The organism is Lysinibacillus sp. UBA5994 (assembly GCF_002429725.1).
Taxonomy (GTDB): Bacteria; Bacillota; Bacilli; order Bacillales_A; family Planococcaceae; genus Lysinibacillus; species Lysinibacillus capsici.
The window spans coordinates 31,995-53,427 of sequence record NZ_DJAU01000061.1 but is presented as its reverse complement, the minus strand read 5'-3'; the positions used below and the strand labels follow the sequence as shown (position 1 = coordinate 53,427).

At 38.5% G+C, this 21,433-nt stretch carries 17 protein-coding genes, 1 other RNA gene and 1 other annotated feature; of the genes, 16 read left to right on the top strand and 2 right to left on the bottom strand.

Features of this window, described 5'->3' with window-relative positions:
- Positions 1-4: 4 nt before the first annotated feature.
- On the top strand, positions 5-2,335 hold the full coding sequence (gene recJ, locus B3D98_RS20975) for a single-stranded-DNA-specific exonuclease RecJ (protein WP_288585880.1): 2,331 nt from the start codon (positions 5-7) through the stop codon (positions 2,333-2,335).
- A gap of 23 nt (positions 2,336-2,358) precedes the next feature.
- Positions 2,359-2,871: an adenine phosphoribosyltransferase gene (locus tag B3D98_RS20970; protein ID WP_004226730.1), complete on the top strand. Its 513-nt coding sequence runs from the start codon at positions 2,359-2,361 to the stop codon at positions 2,869-2,871.
- 39 nt (positions 2,872-2,910) lie between these two features.
- On the opposite strand, the gene B3D98_RS20965 is transcribed toward B3D98_RS20970, so the two are convergent.
- Positions 2,911-3,369, bottom strand: a complete 459-nt coding sequence (locus tag B3D98_RS20965) for a MarR family winged helix-turn-helix transcriptional regulator (RefSeq protein ID WP_048392110.1) — start codon at positions 3,367-3,369, stop codon at positions 2,911-2,913.
- A gap of 184 nt (positions 3,370-3,553) precedes the next feature.
- Between B3D98_RS20965 and B3D98_RS20960 the strand changes: the two genes are divergently transcribed.
- The 7 genes from B3D98_RS20960 (at position 3,554) to B3D98_RS20930 (ending at position 12,118) form a co-directional block, all read left to right on the top strand.
- Positions 3,554-4,804: an MFS transporter gene (locus tag B3D98_RS20960; protein WP_048392111.1), complete on the top strand. Its 1,251-nt coding sequence runs from the start codon at positions 3,554-3,556 to the stop codon at positions 4,802-4,804.
- 113 nt (positions 4,805-4,917) lie between these two features.
- Positions 4,918-6,009, top strand: a complete 1,092-nt coding sequence (locus B3D98_RS20955; protein ID WP_288585875.1) for a carbohydrate kinase — start codon at positions 4,918-4,920, stop codon at positions 6,007-6,009.
- Between the two features lie 4 nt (positions 6,010-6,013).
- Complete coding sequence (locus B3D98_RS20950; RefSeq protein WP_048392113.1) at positions 6,014-6,928, top strand: pseudouridine-5'-phosphate glycosidase; 915 nt, start codon at positions 6,014-6,016, stop codon at positions 6,926-6,928.
- 205 nt (positions 6,929-7,133) lie between these two features.
- The gene (locus B3D98_RS20945) at positions 7,134-9,329 is read left to right on the top strand and encodes a RelA/SpoT family protein (RefSeq protein WP_048392114.1); all 2,196 of its coding nucleotides are present in this window, start codon (positions 7,134-7,136) and stop codon (positions 9,327-9,329) included.
- A 32-nt stretch (positions 9,330-9,361) separates the two neighbouring features.
- Complete coding sequence (gene dtd / locus B3D98_RS20940; protein WP_115674141.1) at positions 9,362-9,802, top strand: D-aminoacyl-tRNA deacylase; 441 nt, start codon at positions 9,362-9,364, stop codon at positions 9,800-9,802.
- A 71-nt stretch (positions 9,803-9,873) separates the two neighbouring features.
- A complete protein-coding gene (locus B3D98_RS20935) occupies positions 9,874-10,089 on the top strand; it encodes a DUF2642 domain-containing protein (protein ID WP_004226745.1) in 216 nt (71 codons plus the stop codon).
- Between the two features lie 622 nt (positions 10,090-10,711).
- Entirely contained in the window at positions 10,712-12,118 is a 1,407-nt protein-coding gene (locus B3D98_RS20930) for a YfcC family protein (protein ID WP_054550044.1), read from the top strand.
- Between the two features lie 44 nt (positions 12,119-12,162).
- Here B3D98_RS20930 and B3D98_RS20925 read toward each other — a convergent pair whose 3' ends face one another.
- Positions 12,163-13,749, bottom strand: a complete 1,587-nt coding sequence (locus tag B3D98_RS20925) for an SH3 domain-containing protein (RefSeq protein WP_054550045.1) — start codon at positions 13,747-13,749, stop codon at positions 12,163-12,165.
- Positions 13,750-13,913: 164 nt separating this feature from the next.
- Positions 13,914-14,156 (top strand) — a binding site (T-box leader).
- 231 nt (positions 14,157-14,387) lie between these two features.
- Between B3D98_RS20925 and hisS the strand changes: the two genes are divergently transcribed.
- The 7 genes from hisS to B3D98_RS20890 all read left to right on the top strand — a co-directional run bounded on the left by hisS (position 14,388) and on the right by B3D98_RS20890 (position 21,388).
- Positions 14,388-15,656, top strand: coding sequence for a histidine--tRNA ligase (gene hisS / locus B3D98_RS20920; RefSeq protein ID WP_054550047.1), 1,269 nt, complete (start codon positions 14,388-14,390; stop codon positions 15,654-15,656).
- Between the two features lie 65 nt (positions 15,657-15,721).
- On the top strand, positions 15,722-17,491 hold the full coding sequence (aspS, locus tag B3D98_RS20915; protein ID WP_054550048.1) for an aspartate--tRNA ligase: 1,770 nt from the start codon (positions 15,722-15,724) through the stop codon (positions 17,489-17,491).
- A 139-nt stretch (positions 17,492-17,630) separates the two neighbouring features.
- Positions 17,631-17,830: non-coding RNA, 6S RNA (gene ssrS, locus B3D98_RS20910), on the top strand.
- A 550-nt stretch (positions 17,831-18,380) separates the two neighbouring features.
- On the top strand, positions 18,381-19,103 hold the full coding sequence (locus B3D98_RS20905) for a GntR family transcriptional regulator (RefSeq protein ID WP_004226770.1): 723 nt from the start codon (positions 18,381-18,383) through the stop codon (positions 19,101-19,103).
- A gap of 4 nt (positions 19,104-19,107) precedes the next feature.
- Complete coding sequence (locus B3D98_RS20900) at positions 19,108-19,827, top strand: sugar isomerase domain-containing protein (protein ID WP_016991627.1); 720 nt, start codon at positions 19,108-19,110, stop codon at positions 19,825-19,827.
- Between the two features lie 18 nt (positions 19,828-19,845).
- Positions 19,846-20,124, top strand: coding sequence for an HPr family phosphocarrier protein (locus tag B3D98_RS20895; protein ID WP_288585854.1), 279 nt, complete (start codon positions 19,846-19,848; stop codon positions 20,122-20,124).
- A gap of 88 nt (positions 20,125-20,212) precedes the next feature.
- Positions 20,213-21,388 (top strand): GNAT family N-acetyltransferase, encoded by a 1,176-nt coding sequence (locus tag B3D98_RS20890; protein ID WP_054550051.1) that lies wholly within the window; start codon positions 20,213-20,215, stop codon positions 21,386-21,388.
- Positions 21,389-21,433 lie beyond the last annotated feature (45 nt).

Genomic DNA, 21,433 nt, shown 5'->3' with positions numbered 1-21,433 from the left:
GCAGATGATTCTATCGAAAAAAAGATGGCAGGTGGAGCGTCCTGACGCAACACTTGTACAAGCATTACAAAATGACTTACAACTTTCTGCGATTGCAGCAAAAATTTTAGCAGCACGAGGCTGCGAAACAACGGCTGAGGCAGAAAGCTTATTAAATATGACTGAGGCAAATATCCATGACCCATTTCTTATGCATGGTATGGCTGAAGCGGTAGCACGAATTGAACAAGCACTAGAAAATGGTGAGAAAATTTTAGTGTATGGTGATTATGATGCGGATGGTGTGACAAGCACAACCGTTATGTTACATGTTTTACTAGATCTTGGAGCAGACGTCTCCTTTAAAATTCCTAATCGTTTTATCCATGGCTATGGTCCGCATGAAGCCCTATTTCGGGAGGCCTATGAAGCTGGTGTACAGTTAATCATTACAGTGGATAATGGTATATCTGGTATTGAGCCTATTCGAGTAGCAAAGGAGCTTGGTATGGATGTCATTGTGACAGATCACCATGAGCCAGGTGAGGAGCTACCACCAGCAGATATTATTCTTCATCCCCGAATACCAGAAGGGCAATATCCATTTGGCGAGCTAGCAGGAGTAGGGGTAGCCTTTAAGCTGGCACATGCTCTTTATGGTGAACTACCAAGCCATCTAATAGAATTTGTGGCGATTGGCACTGTAGCAGATTTGGTTCCGTTGGTGGATGAAAATCGCTATCTCGTGAAGAGGGGCATACAAGAAATGCGTCGTTCCCTTAGTCCATGGGTACAAGCGATGTGTGACATAGCCAGTACAGAGCAGATGAAAATTACAGAAGAAACGATTGGCTTTTATTTTGGTCCACGATTGAATGCTGTTGGTCGTCTAGGTGAAGCAGCTCCTGGTGTCGAATTATTAATGGCGGAGGATAATGCTAAAGCAACCGCATTGGCAAAAAAGCTAAATGCCTGCAATACCGAGCGCAAAGATATTGTGAAAAGTATTACAGATGAAGCCATCGCACTGATTGAAGCAGATGAAAAAATCGGCAATTCCTTAGTTCTTGTTGTTGCTGGCGAGGGCTGGAACGCAGGTGTTGTAGGAATTGTAGCCTCACGTCTCGTTGAACTGTATTACCGCCCAACGATTGTGCTGTCACTCGATCCCGAAAAGGGCATAGCAAAAGGTTCTGCTCGAAGTATTGAAGGTTTTCATCTATATAATGAACTAGCTAAAAATCGAGATATTTTACCGCATTTTGGTGGACATCCTATGGCTGCAGGTATGACCTTATCATTAGAGCATGTGGATGAACTACGTACTCGCTTAGATGCTCAGGCAAGAGCCTGTTTAACAGAGGAGCAATTAACACCTGTAGTGCATATTGATATACCGCTCAGCATAGACGAAATTTCAGCGGATGCTATTGAGGAAATTTCAACACTAGGACCATTTGGCACAGATTTCCCTAAGCCTGTGTATGTGCTGGAGGATGTAGAAATCGCCTCCATGCGTAAAATTGGAGCGGGCGAGAATCATATTAAAATGGAAATAACAAACGGCTATGATAAATTGGATAGTGTTGGTTTTAACAAAGGGCATTTACATGATGAATTAACGTATGGCATCAAAGTTTCCTTTATAGGCGATTTGCAAATTAACGAATGGCAGGGACGTAAAAAAGCCCAATTTATGATTGAGGATGTCCAAACTACAGAATGGCAGTTATTTGATATTCGTGGTATCCGTCAAACAGCTCGATGGCTGAATACGGTACCGAAGGACGTGGCCCGGTTTATCGCCTTTCGTCCAGAAACGATGACCTATTATCAATCATTAATCGGTGCACCTATTACACTGGTTGACCCAGCCCTTTCAAATATTGAACAAAGTGATTACATCGTGCTCTTAGACTTGCCACACAATGTTCAAAAGCTAGAGGACGTTTTACAGAAGACAGCCCCTTCACGTATTTATGCTCATTTTTATATGCCTGACTCGCAATACTTCAGTGGTCTACCTACTCGTGAGCAATTTGCTTGGTATTATAAGTTCTTGAAAAATCGACCAGCCTTTCCGCTTGATATGCATATCGCAGATTTAGCGAAGCATACGGGGTGGCCATTAGATACACTAAAATTTATGACACAGGTGTTTTTTGAGCTTGATTTTGTTAAAATGGTGAGTGGACTGACGACTGTCAACGTGAATGCTCCAAAACAAGCACTAACAGAGGCACCGTCTTACAAACAACGTTCAGAACAGATTGAAATGGAGCAAAAGCTTGTCTATGCTCCTTATATAGAATTAAAACAATGGTTTGATGAACGTTTAACATCAGCGGACGAATAACGTTTCGTAGGAGGAGCAATAACATGGATTTAAAGCAATACGTTACAACGGTTGAAAATTGGCCGAAAGAGGGCATTACCTTCAGAGATATTACAACAATTATGGATAATGGTCCTGCATACAAATATGCAACAGACCAAATCGTAGAATATGCAAAAGAAGTGGGCGCTGAAATTATTGTTGGCCCTGAGGCACGTGGTTTTATTATCGGTTGTCCAGTTGCCTATGCACTTGAAATCGGCTTTGCCCCTGTTCGTAAACCTGGTAAATTACCACGTGAGGTAATTAGTGCAGACTACGGTCTTGAATATGGTAAAGATACGTTAACAATGCATCATGATGCAATTAAGCCTGGTCAAAAAGTTTTAATCTGTGATGATTTACTAGCGACTGGTGGTACAGTTGAAGCAACGGTTCGTTTAGTAGAACAATTAGGTGGTCAGGTAGTAGGCTGTGCATTCCTGATTGAACTTCTAGAATTAAATGGTCGCGAAAAGCTTGGCGATTTAAATATTAAAACACTTATTCAATATTAAGAGCATGGCAAAAAGCGCCCTATACTGTGGGCGCTTTTTTTATACTTCGTCATAGGCTTGAATAATTTTTTGCATTGTTCGCAAGGTATCGTAGAAATCTGCATATTTTTCGGTTCCAATATCCTCGATAATTCTATCTTGAATGCCTTGCCAAATAGGTGCTGCTTCATGCAGCTTTTCTAAACCTTTTTCAGTGAGCGTTATTTTTTTGGTACGAGCATCATTGATATCTCGCTTTAACTCAACATAGCCATGTTGCTTTAATAGATTAATATTACGTGTTATAGTGGTTTGATCCAGTTGTAAAATTTCACCTAAACGGCTGATTGAGACAGCTTGTTGAAGGTCGATATGTGCAAGCATTGAATATTGTGTAACTTTTAATCCTGTAGGCTGTAGCAGCTTATCATATAATTGTGTGACAACCCTTGTTTTTTTTCTAAGGTTTGCACAAACACAAATTTGTGTATAATCAATATTTTTAAGTTGATTCTTCATCGACAGTACTCCTTTAAGGGGATTCTACTAATTATAAGTATACACCCAATAACTAGAAATTACTTCTTGACAGCTTTATGAACGATTACTATGATTATACATGTATATACATATAAATGAAATAAGCGGACTTAAACATGTATATACATGTTTTGTAGTCTATCAAAGAAAAGAAGGTGTTGAGGTGAAGCGTGTTCATTATAGTTGGTTTATTTTAATCGTCACATTTTTCTCGATAATTGTCGCAGGAATTACAATGTCATCATCTGGCGTGTTTATCGACCCTCTTGAAAAAGAATTTCACTGGGATCGTTCAACCATTGCTTTAGCCTTTGCTGTAAGTTTGTTTTTATATGGCATATCTGGACCATTTATGGCTGCGTTGCTTGAAGTCATTGGCTTAAAGAAAATGATGCTAGGTGCTATGGCAACTTTAGTATTAGGAATGACTTTAACATTTTTGATGAGTGAATCCTGGCAGCTAATCGTTATTTGGGGGGGCATTATTGGTCTTGGAGCAAGTCTTTTTTTAACTGTCCTTAGCCCATATGTTGCGAATCATTGGTTTGTAAAACGCAGAGGATTAGCGGTTGGTATTTTAACGGCAAGTACAGCCACGGGCCAGTTAATTTTATTACCAGTTCTAGCTATCATTATTGAACACTATTCTTGGCGATGGGCTATCACATTAATGTTACTCCTTAGTATCATAATGTTTTTCATGATTGCGCTTTTTATAAAAAATAGACCTCAGGATATGGGGTTAACTCCTTATGGACAAGAGGAGGCTATAGAGGAACAACAAATACAGCAAAAGAAGAATCCAATAGCTATGGCTTTTAAAGGTTTATTTGAGGCGATTAAGGTTAAAGCATTTTGGCTCTTAGCAGGTAGCTTTTTTATTTGTGGGCTATCGACAAGCGGATTAATTGGTACTCATTTTGTTTCTTATTGTATTAGCTTTGGCGTTCCTTTAGTCACTGCCGCATCATTCCTTTCTTTTATGGGCATTTTTAATTTATTAGGTACAACTGCGTCTGGCTGGTTATCTGATCGCTTCGATAATCGGTGGTTATTGTTTTGGTATTACCTGTTAAGAGGCGCATCTCTATTATTGCTCCCTTATGCACTTGCACAAGGATCATTTGTTTTATTAACGATTTTCACGATCTTTTACGGACTAGATTGGATTGCTACAGTGCCACCAACCATCAGTATTACACGACAAATTTTTGGTATGCAAAAAAGCAGTATTATCTATGGGTGGATATTTGCTTCACATCAAGCAGGAGCGGCGGTTGCAGCGTATGGTGGAGGGTTAATTTATAAATTTTTTAACTCTTATACATGGGCTTTTTTTCTTGCAGGAATGTTTTGTGCAATGGCCAGTTTATTCGTCATCATTGTTAAAAAACAAACACCTCAGCAAGCATAAACAAAAAAAGTTGAACCTCAGTAAGATGAGGTTCAACTTTTTTAATAAAGAATCTTTTGACATAATGCAAACAAAAGTTTATAATATAAACAAATATAATAAAAGGTGATGCTATGAATGAAAGAGAACAGGCGGTGCTTGCTTTAATTCGCCAGAATCCGTTTATGTCTCAGCAAGAAATGGCAGATACAATGAATCTGTCGCGTCCTGTGCTTGCTAATTTAGTGTCTAGTTTAACGAAGCAAGGAAAAATTGTAGGTCGTGCTTATATATTACCCGAAGAAAATGAAATTATTTGCATCGGTGGAGCTAATTTAGACCGCAAATTCCATGTCAAGGGCAATGTTCAATTTGGAACATCTAACCCTGCCAGTTCTTCCTTTAGTGTAGGTGGTGTTGGTCGAAATATTGCTGAAAACTTAGGCAGATTAAACCACCAAGTGACGTTACTGACAACGGCAGGTAAGGATGCTGATTGGCAAGTGATCCAAGAGGCTTCGGAATCCTTTATGAATCTACGTTATGTAGAGCAGCTTGCAGAGGCTTCCACAGGTTCTTATACTGCCATCATGGATGAACAGGGTGAGCTAGCACTAGCTGTAGCAAATATGGAGGTTTACGACCTTCTGTTACCGAGCTTGTTGAAAAAACATGAAACAATGCTTGTAAACGCGGGCTGTTTTATTTTGGATTTAAACTGTCCAAAAGAAACAGTGGCGTATATCCAGCAAGTAGCCCTTGCTCGTGATATTCCACTTGTCATTGTGCCAGTATCTTCGCCAAAAATGAATCGACTACCTGAAACATTACAAGGCGTAACTTGGTTTATTTGTAACACAGATGAAGCGGAAACGATTGTTGGACATAAAATTGAAAACGCTACCCATTATGAAAAAGCTTTACAACAGCTCCTACAATTAGGTGCGGAGCATGTCATTATCACGGCTGGTAGCAAGGGCGTTTATGCAGCATCTACAACGATTGCCCCTTGTCATGTTGCCGCTAAAGTGATTGACAAAATTGAAGATGTGACAGGAGCAGGAGATGCCTTTGTCAGCGCTGTTATTCACAGTTGGCTGACTGGACAATCTTTTGAGACATGTATTGATGCTGGATTAACCAATGCAAAAAATACATTGGCATCTCCTTATACAGTAAGACCTGAATTATCAGTAGATTTGTTGAAAAATGAAATGGAGGAATAACAACATGAAAGAATTCATCGTATTATCAGAAGAAGTAAAAGCAGGACAAGCAAAAGGTCTACCAATCGTTGCGTTAGAATCAACAATTATTTCACACGGTATGCCATACCCACAAAACGTGCAAACTGCGCGTGAAGTTGAGCAAATTATTCGCGATAATGGTGCAGTCCCAGCAACAATTGCATTAATTGATGGAAAAATTAAAATTGGTCTATCAGATGAAGAACTAGAAATGTTCGGTAATGCTCAAGGTGTTGCAAAAGCTTCACGTCGTGACTTAGGCTACTTACTAGCAACGAAAAAATTAGGTGCTACAACAGTTGCAGCGACAATGATCTGTGCAGAGCTTGCAGGTATTGAAATCTTTGTTACAGGTGGTATTGGTGGTGTACACCGTGGTGCGGAAACAACAATGGATGTCTCTGCTGATTTAGAAGAATTAGCACAAACAAATGTTGCCGTTATCTGTGCGGGTGCAAAATCTATTTTAGACATCGGTCTTACATTAGAATATCTTGAAACAAAAGGTGTGCCAGTGGTTGGTTATGGTACGAATGAATTACCAGCATTCTACACACGTCAAAGTGGATTTGATGTAAACTTCCAATTAGATACGCCAGAAGAAATTGCAGCAATGCTATCTGCGAAATGGCAATTAGGCTTAAAAGGTGGCGCTGTCATCGCAAATCCAATTCCTGAGTCTGAAGCATTAGAGCATGCATTTATTACAAACATTATTGAAAAAGCTTTAGTTGAAGCTGAAGAGAATGGCATTCAAGGTAAAAATGTTACACCATTCTTACTTGGCAAAGTTAAAGAATTAACAGAAGGTAAAAGTCTTGATGCCAACATTGCATTAGTGAAAAACAATGCAGTAGTCGGCGCGAAAATTGCTGTAGCTTACAATCAATTACATTAATCAATTTGTCGAAACAAGGACTCTTTGTGACGTGAAGTCGCAGAGGGTCTTTTTTATTAAAAAGAAGAATATTTTTTCCATTTTTCGAACTGTTCACGAGATTAACTAAACTAAATGATACAGTCTCTTTACAATAGACCACAATATTTTATACAATTAAGTTTATATCTAATCTGAAAAATTTGACGAGCAAGGTGGACATGTTATGGCGAAAGAGCAAATTTTGACTCCTGAGGACGTTTTTGAGTTAGTCAAATCCTACATGAATGATGAAAATGTCGCATTCGTGAAAAAAGCATATGAATTAGCAAGGGATGCCCATATTGAGCAATTCCGTAGCTCTGGTGAACCGTATATTATTCACCCAGTACAAGTAGCAGGTATTCTAGCTGAATTACAAATGGACCCAGAAACTGTAGCGGCAGGTTTTTTACATGATGTTGTCGAAGATACGGATTTTACACGGGATGATTTGGTACGTGAATTTGGCGAAGAGGTGGCCGTGCTTGTTGATGGTGTTACCAAACTAGGGAAAATTAAATATTTATCTAAAGAGGCGCAGCAGGCAGAAAATCATCGGAAAATGTTTGTGGCTATGGCGCAAGATATTCGTGTCATCCTCATTAAGCTAGCAGACCGTCTTCATAATATGCGTACGTTAAAGCATTTACCTGCTGAAAAGCAACGACGCATTTCAAAAGAGACGCTCGAGATTTTTGCACCACTTGCTCATCGTCTTGGAATTTCGACTGTAAAATGGGAGCTTGAAGATACAGCACTGCGCTATTTAAACCCACAACAATATTATCGTATTGTCAGTCTGATGAAGAAAAAACGTGATGAACGTGAAGCTTATTTAGAAAATGTGATGGCTGAGATGAAATCACAACTGAATGAGGTTGAAATTGACGCAGATGTCTATGGTCGACCAAAACATATATACAGTATCTATCGAAAAATGGTGTTACAAAAGAAACAGTTTAATGAAATTTATGATTTATTAGCCATTCGTGTTCTTGTCGATAGTATTAAAGATTGCTATGCCGTATTAGGGATTGTGCATACACTTTGGAAACCAATGCCAGGACGCTTTAAAGACTATATTGCTATGCCAAAACAAAACCTGTACCAGTCCCTACACACGACTGTTATTGGACCATATGGTGATCCGTTGGAGGTACAGATTCGTACAAAGGAAATGCACAAAATTGCAGAGTACGGGATTGCGGCGCACTGGGCATATAAAGAAGGCAAAAACGTTGATCATCAAAAGCAGAATGTTGACCAAAAATTAACGTGGTTCCGTGAAATTTTAGAATTTCAAAATGAATCTTCCAACGCAGAAGAATTTATGGAATCCTTAAAATTTGATTTATTTTCTGATATGGTTTATGTCTTTACACCTGAAGGTGATGTCATTGAATTGCCAGCAGGTTCTGTTCCTATTGATTTTGCCTACCGTGTTCATTCCGAAGTGGGAAATCGTACGATTGGAGCGAAAATCAATGGGAAGATGGTACCGCTTGATACACCATTAAAAACGGGCGATATCATTGAAATTTTAACTTCTAAACAATCCTTTGGTCCGAGTCGCGATTGGCTAAAAATAGCTCAATCCTCGCAGGCGAAGAATAAGATAAAGCAATTCTTTAAACGACACCTGCGTGAAGAAAATATTGTCAAAGGTAAAGAAATGATAGAAAAAGAAATCCGTGCTCAGGATTTCGATTTAAAGGAAACGATGTCCTCCGAAAACCTAAAACGGGTATGCGACAAATTTAACTATACGAATGAAGAAGATTTGTATGCTGCAGTTGGTGTGAATGGGATTACTGCGCAACAGGTCGTAAATCGTTTAGCTGAAAAACGTCGTAAAGAACGTGAGCAGGAAGAAGCACTAGAGAAAATTGAACAAAAAATGAAAAATCCAATTCCACAAAAACGTACGGAATCGGGTGTTATTGTAAAGGGTATTGATAATATGCTCATTCGACTTTCTCGCTGCTGTACGCCCGTTCCTGGTGATGATATTGTAGGTTTTATTACGAAGGGTAGAGGTGTTTCTGTCCATCGTGAGGACTGTCCAAATATTCAAATTGAGGATGAGCAGGAGCGCTTAATTGAAGTAGAATGGGAGCATGGTGTCATTCCTGAGAAAAAGGAATACCCTGTTGATATTGAGGTTTCAGCTTTTGATAGACCTGGCATTTTAAATGAAATCATGCAAATTGTTAGTGAAACGAAAACGAATATTTTAGCAGTAAGTGGTCGTGCTGACCGTGATAAAATGGCAACAATTCATTTAACAATTTCTATTTCGAATATTTCACATTTGCATAAAGTAGTTGAGCGAATTAAACAAACACCTGATATATATTCGGTGCAACGTGTCATTAACTAATTGATAGGCAATATAGAATTGGGGTTTAGTACATGAAAGTAGTATTACAGCGCAGTAAAGCTGCCTCTGTAACAGTGGACGGAACTGTTACAGGAGCCATTGATCACGGCTATGTTCTTTTAGTGGGAATCACACATGAAGACACACAAGAGGATGTTGCCTATTTAGCAAAAAAAGTAGCCAATTTACGTCTCTGGGAAGATGCAGATGGAAAAATGAATCATTCGATCTTAGAGCATGGGGGCGCTATTTTATCCGTCTCACAATTTACATTGTATGGGGATGCAAAAAAAGGGAATCGTCCAAGTTTTATCAATGCAGCTAGACCAGAAGCAGCTGAGCCAATGTGGGAGGCTTTTAATCAAGCTTTACGCGAGCAAGGCTTACATGTGGAAACAGGTATTTTTGGTGCCATGATGGATGTAGCACTAATTAATGATGGTCCAGTCACAATTCTTCTAGAGTCAAAATAATGGAACATTTCCTATAATTCCTTCATATACTAAAGAGTATGGTTAGTTTTATAGGAAGGAGTGTCTTAAACATGACGCAGACGAGAAGTATAACAAATCCATATTTATACGAAACTCTTAACATGATGATTGGTCAGGCAGTAGTTGTGCAAACAGAAAAAAATATTCAACAAGGTATTTTATTATCCATACTACCTGACCATATGGTTCTTGAGATAAATCGTACGCCTTTCTTCATTCGGATGGAGGAAATTGTATGGGTTACATTGGAAACTACAAAAAAATGAGAAAATATGAACCTTCAAATCATAATAAATGATAGAAGGTTTTTTTATTTGTTTAGGGCAAATAAAAATACCTAAATAGCAAATTTATTTCGAAGAGATAAAAACTATTAAAACAGTTTCTACTCTTTGAATATTATTTTTTTAAAAAAATATAAACGATATGTAAGAAAGTCCATTTGATTCCTCATGGATAGTTAACCTACGATTTCCATTCTACTTACAACCTTTGATGTCTTTCATCCCAGTAATAAGGGGATCTTTATGAAGTTCATGAATAAAAAGCATTTAAGGACAATCCATACAAACTTTATCATTTCTAACACCGCTGCATATTGCTCCTGCCTTAATAAAAACAATTCGTCATATACGATGAAATTATTATTTTGGAAAACAAAAAATAATGTTGAAAATGCCCATTATTATTTGAGTATGTGTATAAAATTTTCCATGTTTATAGAAGGGGAACAAGAGGTTTAATTAGGAAAGATAGCGTGTGCTTTCAGAAATAATAGAAAATTAATACTTTACAATAAATTTAAACTCATGTATATTTATTTTCAATTAGCGACAAATAGCGACAATATACTGCTAATGTCTAAATCAGAAAAAGGAGCGTGATTTAATGGAAAATGAACAGGGGGTCAAGAAGAAAAGCTGGTTGAAAGTACCTCATACATATACGATTATTTTTGCTATTATTTTTTTAGCAGGTATTGCAAGCTATATTATACCAGCGGGTGAGTTTGAACGTGTAGAGGATGAAGAAGGGCGAATGCTCGTTGTAGATGGAAGCTATCATCATATTGAGAGTGAGCCAGTTTCCTTTTTTGAAATGTTTACAGCGGTTCCAATGGGTCTCGAAAAAGGGGCTCAAATTATTTTCTACATTTTTTTAGTCAGTGGTGTATTTGGTATTATTCGTTCTACAGGTGCTATTGAGGCTGGTGTTTATAAAGGAGTAAAAGCTTTAGAGGGCAGAGAGAAATTACTGATTCCTTTATCGATGATTTTATTCTCTGTTGGTGGTTTTACAATGGGGATGGCGGAAGAAACTATTATTTTCGTACCAATTGGTGTGGCCATTGCACGCGCGATGGGCTTTGATGCTGTAACAGGAACAGCCATGATTACACTTGGTGCCGCCAGTGGATTTTTTGGAGGAATGCTTAATCCCTTTACGGTAGGTGTAGCACAATCCTTAGCGGATGTACCATTATTCTCAGGGATTGGCTTCCGTGCTGTTGTCTATGTTTTTGTATTAAGTTTTGCTATTTTCTATGTATCTCGCTATGCTTTTAAGGTGAAAAAGAATCCTCAAGCAAGCGTTATTTACGATATTGAACAAAAAGCTAAATCCAATGTTTCAGCGATTGACATCCCTGCATTAACAGGCAAGCATAAATTCGTATTTATTGTCATGGCTTGTGGGATTGGCTTTAATATTTATGGTGTCTTTAACTGGGGCTGGTTCTTAACGCAGCTAACTGCATCCTTTTTAATTATGGGGTTAATTGCAGGGTTAATTGGTGGTTTAAAACCTGCTACTATCTTTGATTCCTTTATTGAGGGAGCCAAGGCCGTAACATTTGGTGCTTTAATTGTAGGTTTTGCCCGTGCTATTACAGTTGTTTTAGAGCAGGGGAAAATTATTGATACAATCGTTTATGCAGCATCAGAAACAATTGGACATTTGCCACATGCTATCAGTGCAATCGGCATGTTATTTATCCAAGCTCTTTTGAATTTATTTATTTCATCTGGTAGTGGACAGGCAGCTGCAACAATGCCGATTATGATTCCAATCACTGATTTACTAGGATTAGAGCGACAAGTGGCTGTTTTAGCCTTCCAATATGGGGATTCCTTAACGAACTCTATTATTCCTACTTCGTCTGCATTAATGGCGTATTTAGCTGTTGCAGGTATCCCATATGAAAAGTGGATTAAGTTTATCTGGAAGATGATTCTTGGGTGGGCATTGATTGCCTGTCTGGCGCTAATTGCTGCGGTAGCATTAGGAATATCTTAAATATAAAAAAGCTGTGGATGTTATCATCCGCAGCTTTTTTTTGCTTATTCATCTTGTTCATTAAAGTAGTTGAGAATTCCCTGATAAATACCAAGAGTCGCTTGTTCGCGGAATTTAGCTGTTGTAATGACGCGCTCCTCACTGGAATTACTTAAAAAGCCTAACTCAATAAGGACGGCCTTTTGACGATTCTCTCGTAAAACTAAATAATTTCCTTGTTGTGTACCACGGTCTCTTAAATCTAGTTTACTGGAAAGACCATCATGAATTGCTTCAGCAAGCCCTTTTTGATTGCTATTCATATAATAGGATGTGAAGCCGTTAATGGAGCTATCATCTGTCGCATCATAATGAAGGCTAATAAAGGCATCTGCCTCATATTGATGGGCAATCGATACACGCTTACGCAATGCCACATATTCATCCGATTCTCTCGTCATGACAACGTTTGCGCCAGCAGCACTTAACTTGGAAGCAAGCAAAGTAGCCGTTTTTAAAGTAATGCCCTTTTCCTCTGTACCTCGTTGACCAGTTGTGCCATGATCATTTCCACCGTGACCAGCATCAACAACTATCGTTAATCCAGTTAAAGTACCTTTTTTGCGAGGCTCTTCCTTTTCTTTCTGTGGACTTGTCGCTTTATTGGAACTTGTTGTGACCACCCAGTTCGCGACAAAAGCTGTTTTTTCGTCGTCTATTTGTATTTCATAAAAATCATTTTTAACGCCTACTATCGGGTAATTTACACCAGCATCTACACGTTCAACCACTTCTGCTGCTGTTGAGGCATCCGTTCGTAGGTTTGTCCCATTATAAATAATCGTAACAGACTCTAACTCTTTGGAAGTTGATGTTTTTGAGGTACTTTTTACTTTATTAGAGAATGTACCGTAAAAACTATAGACCCAACCTACTTTTTTATCATTGTACTGAATTTGTACCCAATTATGCTCATGTGCGAGGACTTTAAAGGCTTGTCCTTTTGTTGCTGTGCCGATTTTTTTAGCATTCAAATCTGGCTTCTTACGAACATTAAGGGTGTCCACTAAAATGGTGAAGGTTGTATCTTTGTTAGCGGGTGCCGTGGTTGTAGTGGTTACTTCTACAGCATCTTCTTTGGGTTCTGTTTCTTTTTTAGGGTTATCGTTGATCGTGACATAATCCTTCGACACCCATCCTGTTAGTCCATTCCAATCGATTTTTGCCCATTCTCCATTTTCTTCAACGAGGTTTGCTTGGTTACCAGTTGAAAGTTGACCAAGAACAGCTGAAGAGATATCTGGTTCTGTTCGAATATTTAAACGGTCAACTTGTGAAATGACGGTTTTGTCGATCACTTGTTTAGCATTAGTAGGTGCTGTCAGCCAAGAGGCAACCCATCCTTCGTAATTGCCTGCTTTGACTTGGTACCAATCACCTTCTCGACCGATTGAGGTTAAAGGGTCACCTTCTTCTAAAGTCGTAATAATGGGATAAGACAATCCAGGACCCTCTCGCAAATGAAGAATCGTTCCAGCGACTTTTAGATCACTGGTGTCAGCGGAAGCTCTTTGAACAAAGTTCTTATTTGGCATCGCCATCGTTACCATTAGTACGAAGATGATTATACTATGTAAAATTTTTGTCCTCATCAGATTCCTCCTATTCCTTGTGCTATTTTACCATGCTTTTATCATAAAATTCGTGGTAAAATGGTAACAGAATTAGTTATTTTCAACATAGACTGATGAAAAATACAAAAATAGTTGACATTGCTTTGGCTAGTGACTAACATAAAGGGTAATCGAAAAATGATTAATCGCTTATGACCAAGCAAGTAGCGTATACCACTATTGGAAAAGAGAGGGAAAGACTTAGGCTGCAATCTTTCCTACAAAAATGTATAACGTGAATAACACTTGAGAGGCTTTTTTCTGAAAAGCAGTGCCTAGTAGGAAAAAACGGAATCGGCCGTTATCCGATTAAGAGGAGGACACATGTAATCATTTGTGTCAACTAGGGTGGAACCGCGGAAGCTTATACAGCTCTCGTCCCTTGCTATTGCAAGGGACGAGAGCTTTTTTGTTGTTCAAAAAGTAATGAGTTTTTTAAGAGGGATTGTTGTTTTTGCTCAGAAAAGAGGGGAAGGCGCTCTAATTAGTATGAAAAGCGCTCATCAAGGCTGTAACCCGCTCCAACCGGACAAAAATTTGCTCAACCAAAGCATGCATTCGCTCAAAGTGGGACTACAGCTGCTCTATCATAAGCAATCAATATAGGAGGGAATTACATGAGTTTTAAAGTGCCACGAGGGACACAAGATATTTTGCCAGGTCAATCTGAAAAATGGCAAAAAGTTGAAGCGATTATTCGTGATATTTGTCGTGTTTATCGCTATAACGAAATTCGCACACCAATTTTCGAGCAAACGGATCTATTTGCACGTGGTGTTGGGGAAACAACTGATGTTGTACAAAAGGAAATGTATACATTTGAAGATCGTGGAGGGCGTTCATTAACACTACGTCCAGAAAATACGGCTGGTGTCGTACGTGCCTATGTGGAGCATAAAATGTTTGGTGCTCCTGATCAGCCAGTTAAGCTTTCTTATTTAGGACCAATGTTCCGCTATGAGCGCCAACAGGCTGGTCGTTATCGTCAATTTGTACAGTTTGGAGTAGAAGCAATTGGTTCAGCAGATCCTGCGATTGATGCAGAAGTCATTGCTCTTGCTATGGACGTCTACGAATCAGCGGGTTTAAAGGATTTAAAATTAGTGATTAATTCTCTTGGCGATAAAGAAACACGTGATACACATCGTACTGCTTTATTACAGCATTTTGAGCCACATATTCATGAATTTTGCTCAGACTGTCAAAATCGTTTACAAAAGAATCCATTGCGGATTTTAGATTGTAAGGTAGATCGTGAGCATCCATTAATGCAAACGGCTCCAGCGTTAACTGATTTCTTAACAGAAGAGTCAGCTGCTTATTTCGCTCAAGTGAAATCGTACTTAGATACATTGGGTATTTCATATGAGGTCGATCCAAATCTTGTACGAGGACTTGATTATTATAATCACACAACTTTTGAAATTATGTCCACAGCATCAGGCTTTGGTGCTATTACAACATTATGTGGTGGTGGACGCTACAATGGATTAGTGCAAGAAATTGGCGGTCCAGATGTACCAGGTATAGGTTTTGCATTAAGTATTGAGCGTTTGTTGCTGGCACTTGAAGCGGAGGGTGTTGAATTAGACACAGCTTCAGGGCTAGATGTTTACATTATTGCAATGGGCGATGAAGCGAAGCAAAAGGCTGTTGAGCTGACAAGCACTTTCCGAGCGAAGGGACTTGCGACAGAGATGGATTATTTAGACCGTAAAATGAAAGCTCAAATGAAATCAGCGGATCGACTAGGTGCAAAATATACGCTTGTTCTTGGCGAAACAGAACTTGAAGAGCAAGCAGCGGCTGTAAAACATATGGAATCTGGGGAGCAGCACAAAGTGGCGTTCTCAGAGTTAGTGAACTATTTAACACAAAAAGCTTAAAAATAGACAGAGGGCATTTCTAGGAAATGCTACATAAATTGAAGATATTTTGGAGGAATTTAACAATGGCTACAAGAACACATGCTAGTAACGAGCTGTCAGAAGCGTTACAAGGCGAAAAAGTCGTATTAAAAGGTTGGGTACAGCGTCGTCGTGACCTTGGTGGTTTAATTTTTATTGATTTGCGTGACCGTACAGGTATTACGCAAGTTGTGTTTAGTCCAGATGTTGCAGAAGCACACGCATTAGCGGATAAAGTGCGTAGTGAATATGTGATCGAAGTGGAAGGCACAGTCATCCTTCGTACAGAGGATCAAATCAACCCAAATGTACCAAACGGTAAAATTGAAGTGGAAGCAACAAAATTAGTCGTAATTAATACGGCAAAAACAACGCCATTCCAAATCGAAGATCGTACAGATGTATCAGAAGATTTACGTTTAAAATATCGTTATCTAGACTTACGTCGTCCCGTAATGTTCGATACTTTCAAAATGCGTTCTGATGTGACACGTACAATTCGTAACTTCCTACAAAATGAAGGATTCTTAGAAGTTGAAACACCAATTTTAACAAAATCAACGCCAGAGGGTGCTCGAGACTATTTAGTTCCTTCACGTGTACATGAAGGTGAATTTTATGCCTTACCACAATCACCTCAATTATTTAAGCAATTATTAATGGTTGCTGGTTTTGAAAAGTACTTCCAAATTGCGCGTTGCTTCCGTGACGAAGATTTACGTGCTGACCGTCAACCAGAGTTTACACAGGTGGACATTGAAACGAGCTTCTTAACACAAGAAGAAGTATTAGAAATGAACGAGCGCTTAATTCAAGCGGTTATGAAAGAAGTAAAAGGAATCGACATTCCTGCACCATTCCAGCGCATGAAATACCAAGAAGCAATGGATCGTTATGGTTCAGATAAGCCAGATGTACGTTTTGGATTAGAGCTTGTGGCGTTAAATGATATTTTTGAAGGCTGTAATTTCAAAGTATTTGCTGATACGGTTGCACAAGGAAAACAAGTGAAAAGTATCAATATTAAAGGTGCAGCTGACAAATATTCTCGTAAAGACATGGACGAGTTAACAAAATTCGTTGGGATTTACGGAGCAAAAGGTCTTGCTTGGTTAAAGGTAACAGAAGAAGGCTTAAACGGACCAATTGCGAAATTCTTTGACGAGGCATTAGCAGCAGCTTTAATCGAGCGTATGGGAGCAGAAGTTGGCGATATTCTAGTATTTGTAGCAGATAAAGCCGATGTTGTAGCAGCTTCATTAGGTGCTCTTCGTACAAAATTAGGACAAGATTTAAATCTGATCGATGAATCACAATTTGCTTTCCTTTGGATTACTGATTGGCCATTATTCGAATACTCTGAGGAAGATGGACGCTACTATGCAGCACACCATCCATTCACACGCCCGTTTGATGAAGATATAGCGTTAATGGACACAGACCCTGCAGCAGTACGTGCACAAGCATATGATATCGTTTTAAACGGCTATGAACTTGGTGGTGGTTCATTACGTATTTACGAACGTGACCTACAAGAGAAAATGTTTGAATTACTTGGCTTCTCAGAAGAAGAAGCACAAGCACAATTTGGCTTCCTATTAGAAGCGTTTGAATACGGCGTACCACCACATGCAGGTCTTGCCTTTGGTCTTGATCGCTTCGTTATGCTATTAGCAGGTCGTACTAATTTACGCGATACAATCGCATTCCCTAAAACAGCTAGTGCAAGCTGCTTGATGACAGAAGCACCAAGCGAAGTATCTCCTGAGCAACTAAGTGAACTAAGCCTGGCTATTAAACCATTTAGAAAATAATGTATAATTCAAAATACCTGGATTACCTAGCAAATACTGTTGGGAATCTAGGTATTTTTTGCGTTTTCGTAAGAAATTATAGATTATTAGAGAAAATCGTTTGAATTATCAGAAAAGTGGTGCTATGATAACTGTAATACGAATCCTGATGTGTTTGTCTAACTGCTAACTCTACTTCACAGTTTTGACCGAACATTATAGAATCGGGAGCCTTCATTTTGTAGTCGCAAACATGCCCCTAACAAAGCGGGACGTTTAAAGTTGCAAAGCGGGCACCCACCTGCAAATTGCGGGTTCAAAACGAATGTTTCTTGGCATTACGGCACAATTGGGATTCGTCCTATACATAGGATTGAGAGGAGCTTATTAATAGCTCCTTTTTTTACATAAAATTAAACAAGAACTAGTAGAGTGTTTTAAGTGAATGTTTAGAAAATATGAAAAGTTACTTTTTATTTCTGATGAAGCAGCATATAATTGGTATAGACAACTATACCTTTTGAGAAGCTATATCCGCTAAAGGAAAAGATACATTATATCTCTAGGCAGATATTACGAGGAAAAACACTTTATTTAAATGATTTTGAAAGCGTTTTAATTGTGATTGATACAAAACACATGAGGGAAAAGCCTATTGAAAGAAGGCAAATTGGATCAAAATTACGAGACGATGATTAGTCAGTTGAGAATATAATGGTACAATGATTGAGCTCAGATGCTACAATGATAGTGAGAAAGTTACCACATCAAGCGACGAGTAAATATGTCCTTTTCACACTGTTATCGTGGATATCATTTAGCTTTGTTTAATCATGCGAAATACAAAAACCGATCTAACGAGGTAAAGTTGTATGGAGAAATCATAAAGGCGATAAGGAAGGTGCAAGAATTGTTAGAGAAAAATTCTCATATACCTATTTATATACAAATAGAAGAGATTATTAAACAACGAATTTATTTAGAAGAATACAGAATTGGTGAGACTATCCCATCAGAACGAGAGCTTTCTGCACAATTTGATGTAAGTAGAATGACTGTTCGTCAATCCATTACCAATCTAGTAAATAGTGGTCTATTATATCGAGAAAAAGGGAGAGGAACGTATGTTGCAAATCCAAAATTAGAGCAACCGTTAAAAGGCTTAACGAGTTTCACGGAAGATATGCGGGCAAGAGGAATGGAACCAAGCAGTAAGGTATTACGATTTGAGAAAATCATACCACCAGTGGATATTGCAAGAGATTTGATGATAGAGTCTGGCGAAGAAGTATTTTTTGTAGTGCGCATAAGAAATGCAGATGCGCAACCAATGGCAATCGAAAGAACATATATCCCAGTTAAAATTTATCCGGAGTTGGATGAGAAGCAAATAATGGGCTCGCTTTATGCCTTAATCGAAGCAAAGTTCCATCAAAAAATTGGGAATGCGGTACAACAGATGGAGGCAGCCATCGTATCGAAAGAGGATAGTAAGTTTCTACAAATTAATCAAACAGCACCAGTTTTAATTATCAAACGTACAAGTTATTTATCAGATGGTAAGCCCTTTGAGCTTGTACGCAGTACGTATCGAGCTGATCGTTATAAATTCATAAGTGAAATTAAAAGGTGATTTTATGCATGCATATTTTTCTGAAATCGAAAAGCTTATCCAGGTTGTGAAGGAAAAGGAGGCATCACATATAAGTGATGTGGCTCAAATCATTGTCCAACGACTCCAAAAAGGTGGGATAATTCAATTATTTGGTTGTGGTCATTCACAGCTATTGGCACAGGAGGCATTTTATCGAGCAGGTGGTTTAGTACCCGTCCGTCCTATATTTATTGAACCATTAGCTTTACATGCTGGAGCATTAGCTTCTTCAATCAATGAGAAAGATTCAACTATTATTGAACAGCATAAGGAACAGTTTGACTTTCGTGAAAATGATGTTTGCATCGTCATTTCAACCTCAGGGAGAAATGCAGCACCTATTGACGCCGCTTTATTAGCAAAGGATTCAGGGATATTTGTGCTATCCCTCCAATCGCTCCACTATATGGAACAGACTACACGTCATCACAGTGGGCTGCGGCTAGAAGATGTGGTAGATTTTGTAATTAATACCCATATACCGATTGGTGATGGTGTACTAACTATACATGACATACAGTATGCGCCAGCATCTACTGTTATTGGTTCATTACTATTAAATGCTTTGTTCAGTGAAATCATAGAAACACTAGCAAAGTCCTCAATAGAGTTACCGATTTTTGTCAGCAATAATGTTGATTCGGATTGGTCACATAATGAGAAAATGATTGCCAAATATCAACATCGGATTAATTTCACGTGAAAGAGTGGAGGTATGTAAATGAAGAAAATGTATAAAATTACATCTACTGAAGGTATCCATGCCAGACCGGCTGCATTACTCGTAACTGCAGTGACACCATTTCAAAGTGATATTAAATTAACATACGAAGAAAAATCCGTTAATTTAAAGTCTGTTATGGGCGTGATGTCATTAGGTGTTAAACCAGGAAGTGTAGTGGAAATTTCAGCGGATGGACCAGATGTAGCAACATTATTTCAAACTATTACTGAAGTCATGTTGTCTAAAGCAATAGGAGAAGAATGGCAAGAGGGATAAAAGATTCTTGCAGTGGTTATGATTATGCCACTGTAAAAGAATCTTATGACTAATTATCTGAATATTAGGAATTTTAGGGGGTGGTTAAATGGACATTCACATCGTCTCGCCTAATGATTATGGGCAGATTCATCGATTGAGAGACTATTGCTTTCCAAATAAGTACTCAGGGGCTCGTCGAGAGGATTTTCATTATTGGATTGAGCAAAGCACGACCTTAGGTGCTTATGATGACAAAAAAATTGTTGGGCAGCTATTAATATTACCGCTAAATATTACAGTGCATGGAGTTTCATTTAAAATGGGAGGCATCGGCTTTGTTGCAACGTATCCTGAGTATCGACAACAGGGTATTATCAAAAGGCTTATGACAGAAGCGCTGCAAAAAATGAGAGACAATGGACAAACGATTTCAGTTTTAGCGCCATTTTCTGTGTCCTTCTATCGTTATTTTGGTTGGGAATTATTTTTTGAGAAGCTCCATTATACAATCCCTCAAACTATGTTTCCCTCTTTAGGGAAACAAGTAGACGTCATGAAAAGGATGAGCTTTGAGTGGTTAGATCCTGCGCTCTTTCAGATGATTAAGGATTTTCATAATGCACAGGCAATCATTCGAAATGGTGGCATGGTAAGGGATGAAGGATGGTGGAAAAGACTTGAAAGAAGGAGTCCAGATAGTCACTTTGCTGCCTATTTTCAAGGCAGTAACATAGAAGGCTATATTCGTTATACGATTCGAGATGGGGCATTTACTATCCAAGACTTTGTTGTAGCAAATCTCTTAGCTGAACAAGCTATGTGGCGTTATATGACATCTCATGCAGCAAGTGTCAGTAGCATAACGGGAGTTACTAGTAATCATTATCCTTTTGGCTTTTATTTCAAGGAGCCACAATTCAAAAGGGAAGTCATACAGGATGTGATGATTAGAGTAGTAGATGTTTATGCATTTATGCAGCAGTATCCGTGGAAGGATATTCAAGAAACATTAACGATTCGTATTGAAGATCCATTTTGTCTCTGGAATGAGCATATTTATCAAATAAATAAAAATGGTCAGGTCGCAATAATTGAGACAAGTTCAGTTTCTGATAAGCATATGTTAACACTACCAATTAATCTTTTTTCTGCTATGATGGCAGGTTATCTTTCTGTCAAAGAAACAGTTGTCTATGCTAATCAACCTACGGTAGAAAAAGTGATCGAACAGTGGGAATGGGCAATCCCTACTGAAAAGCCAGCATTTTATGAGTATTTCTAGGTATTGAATAATAAGAAAATTTAAAAATTTTTGGCTTTTTTTCTG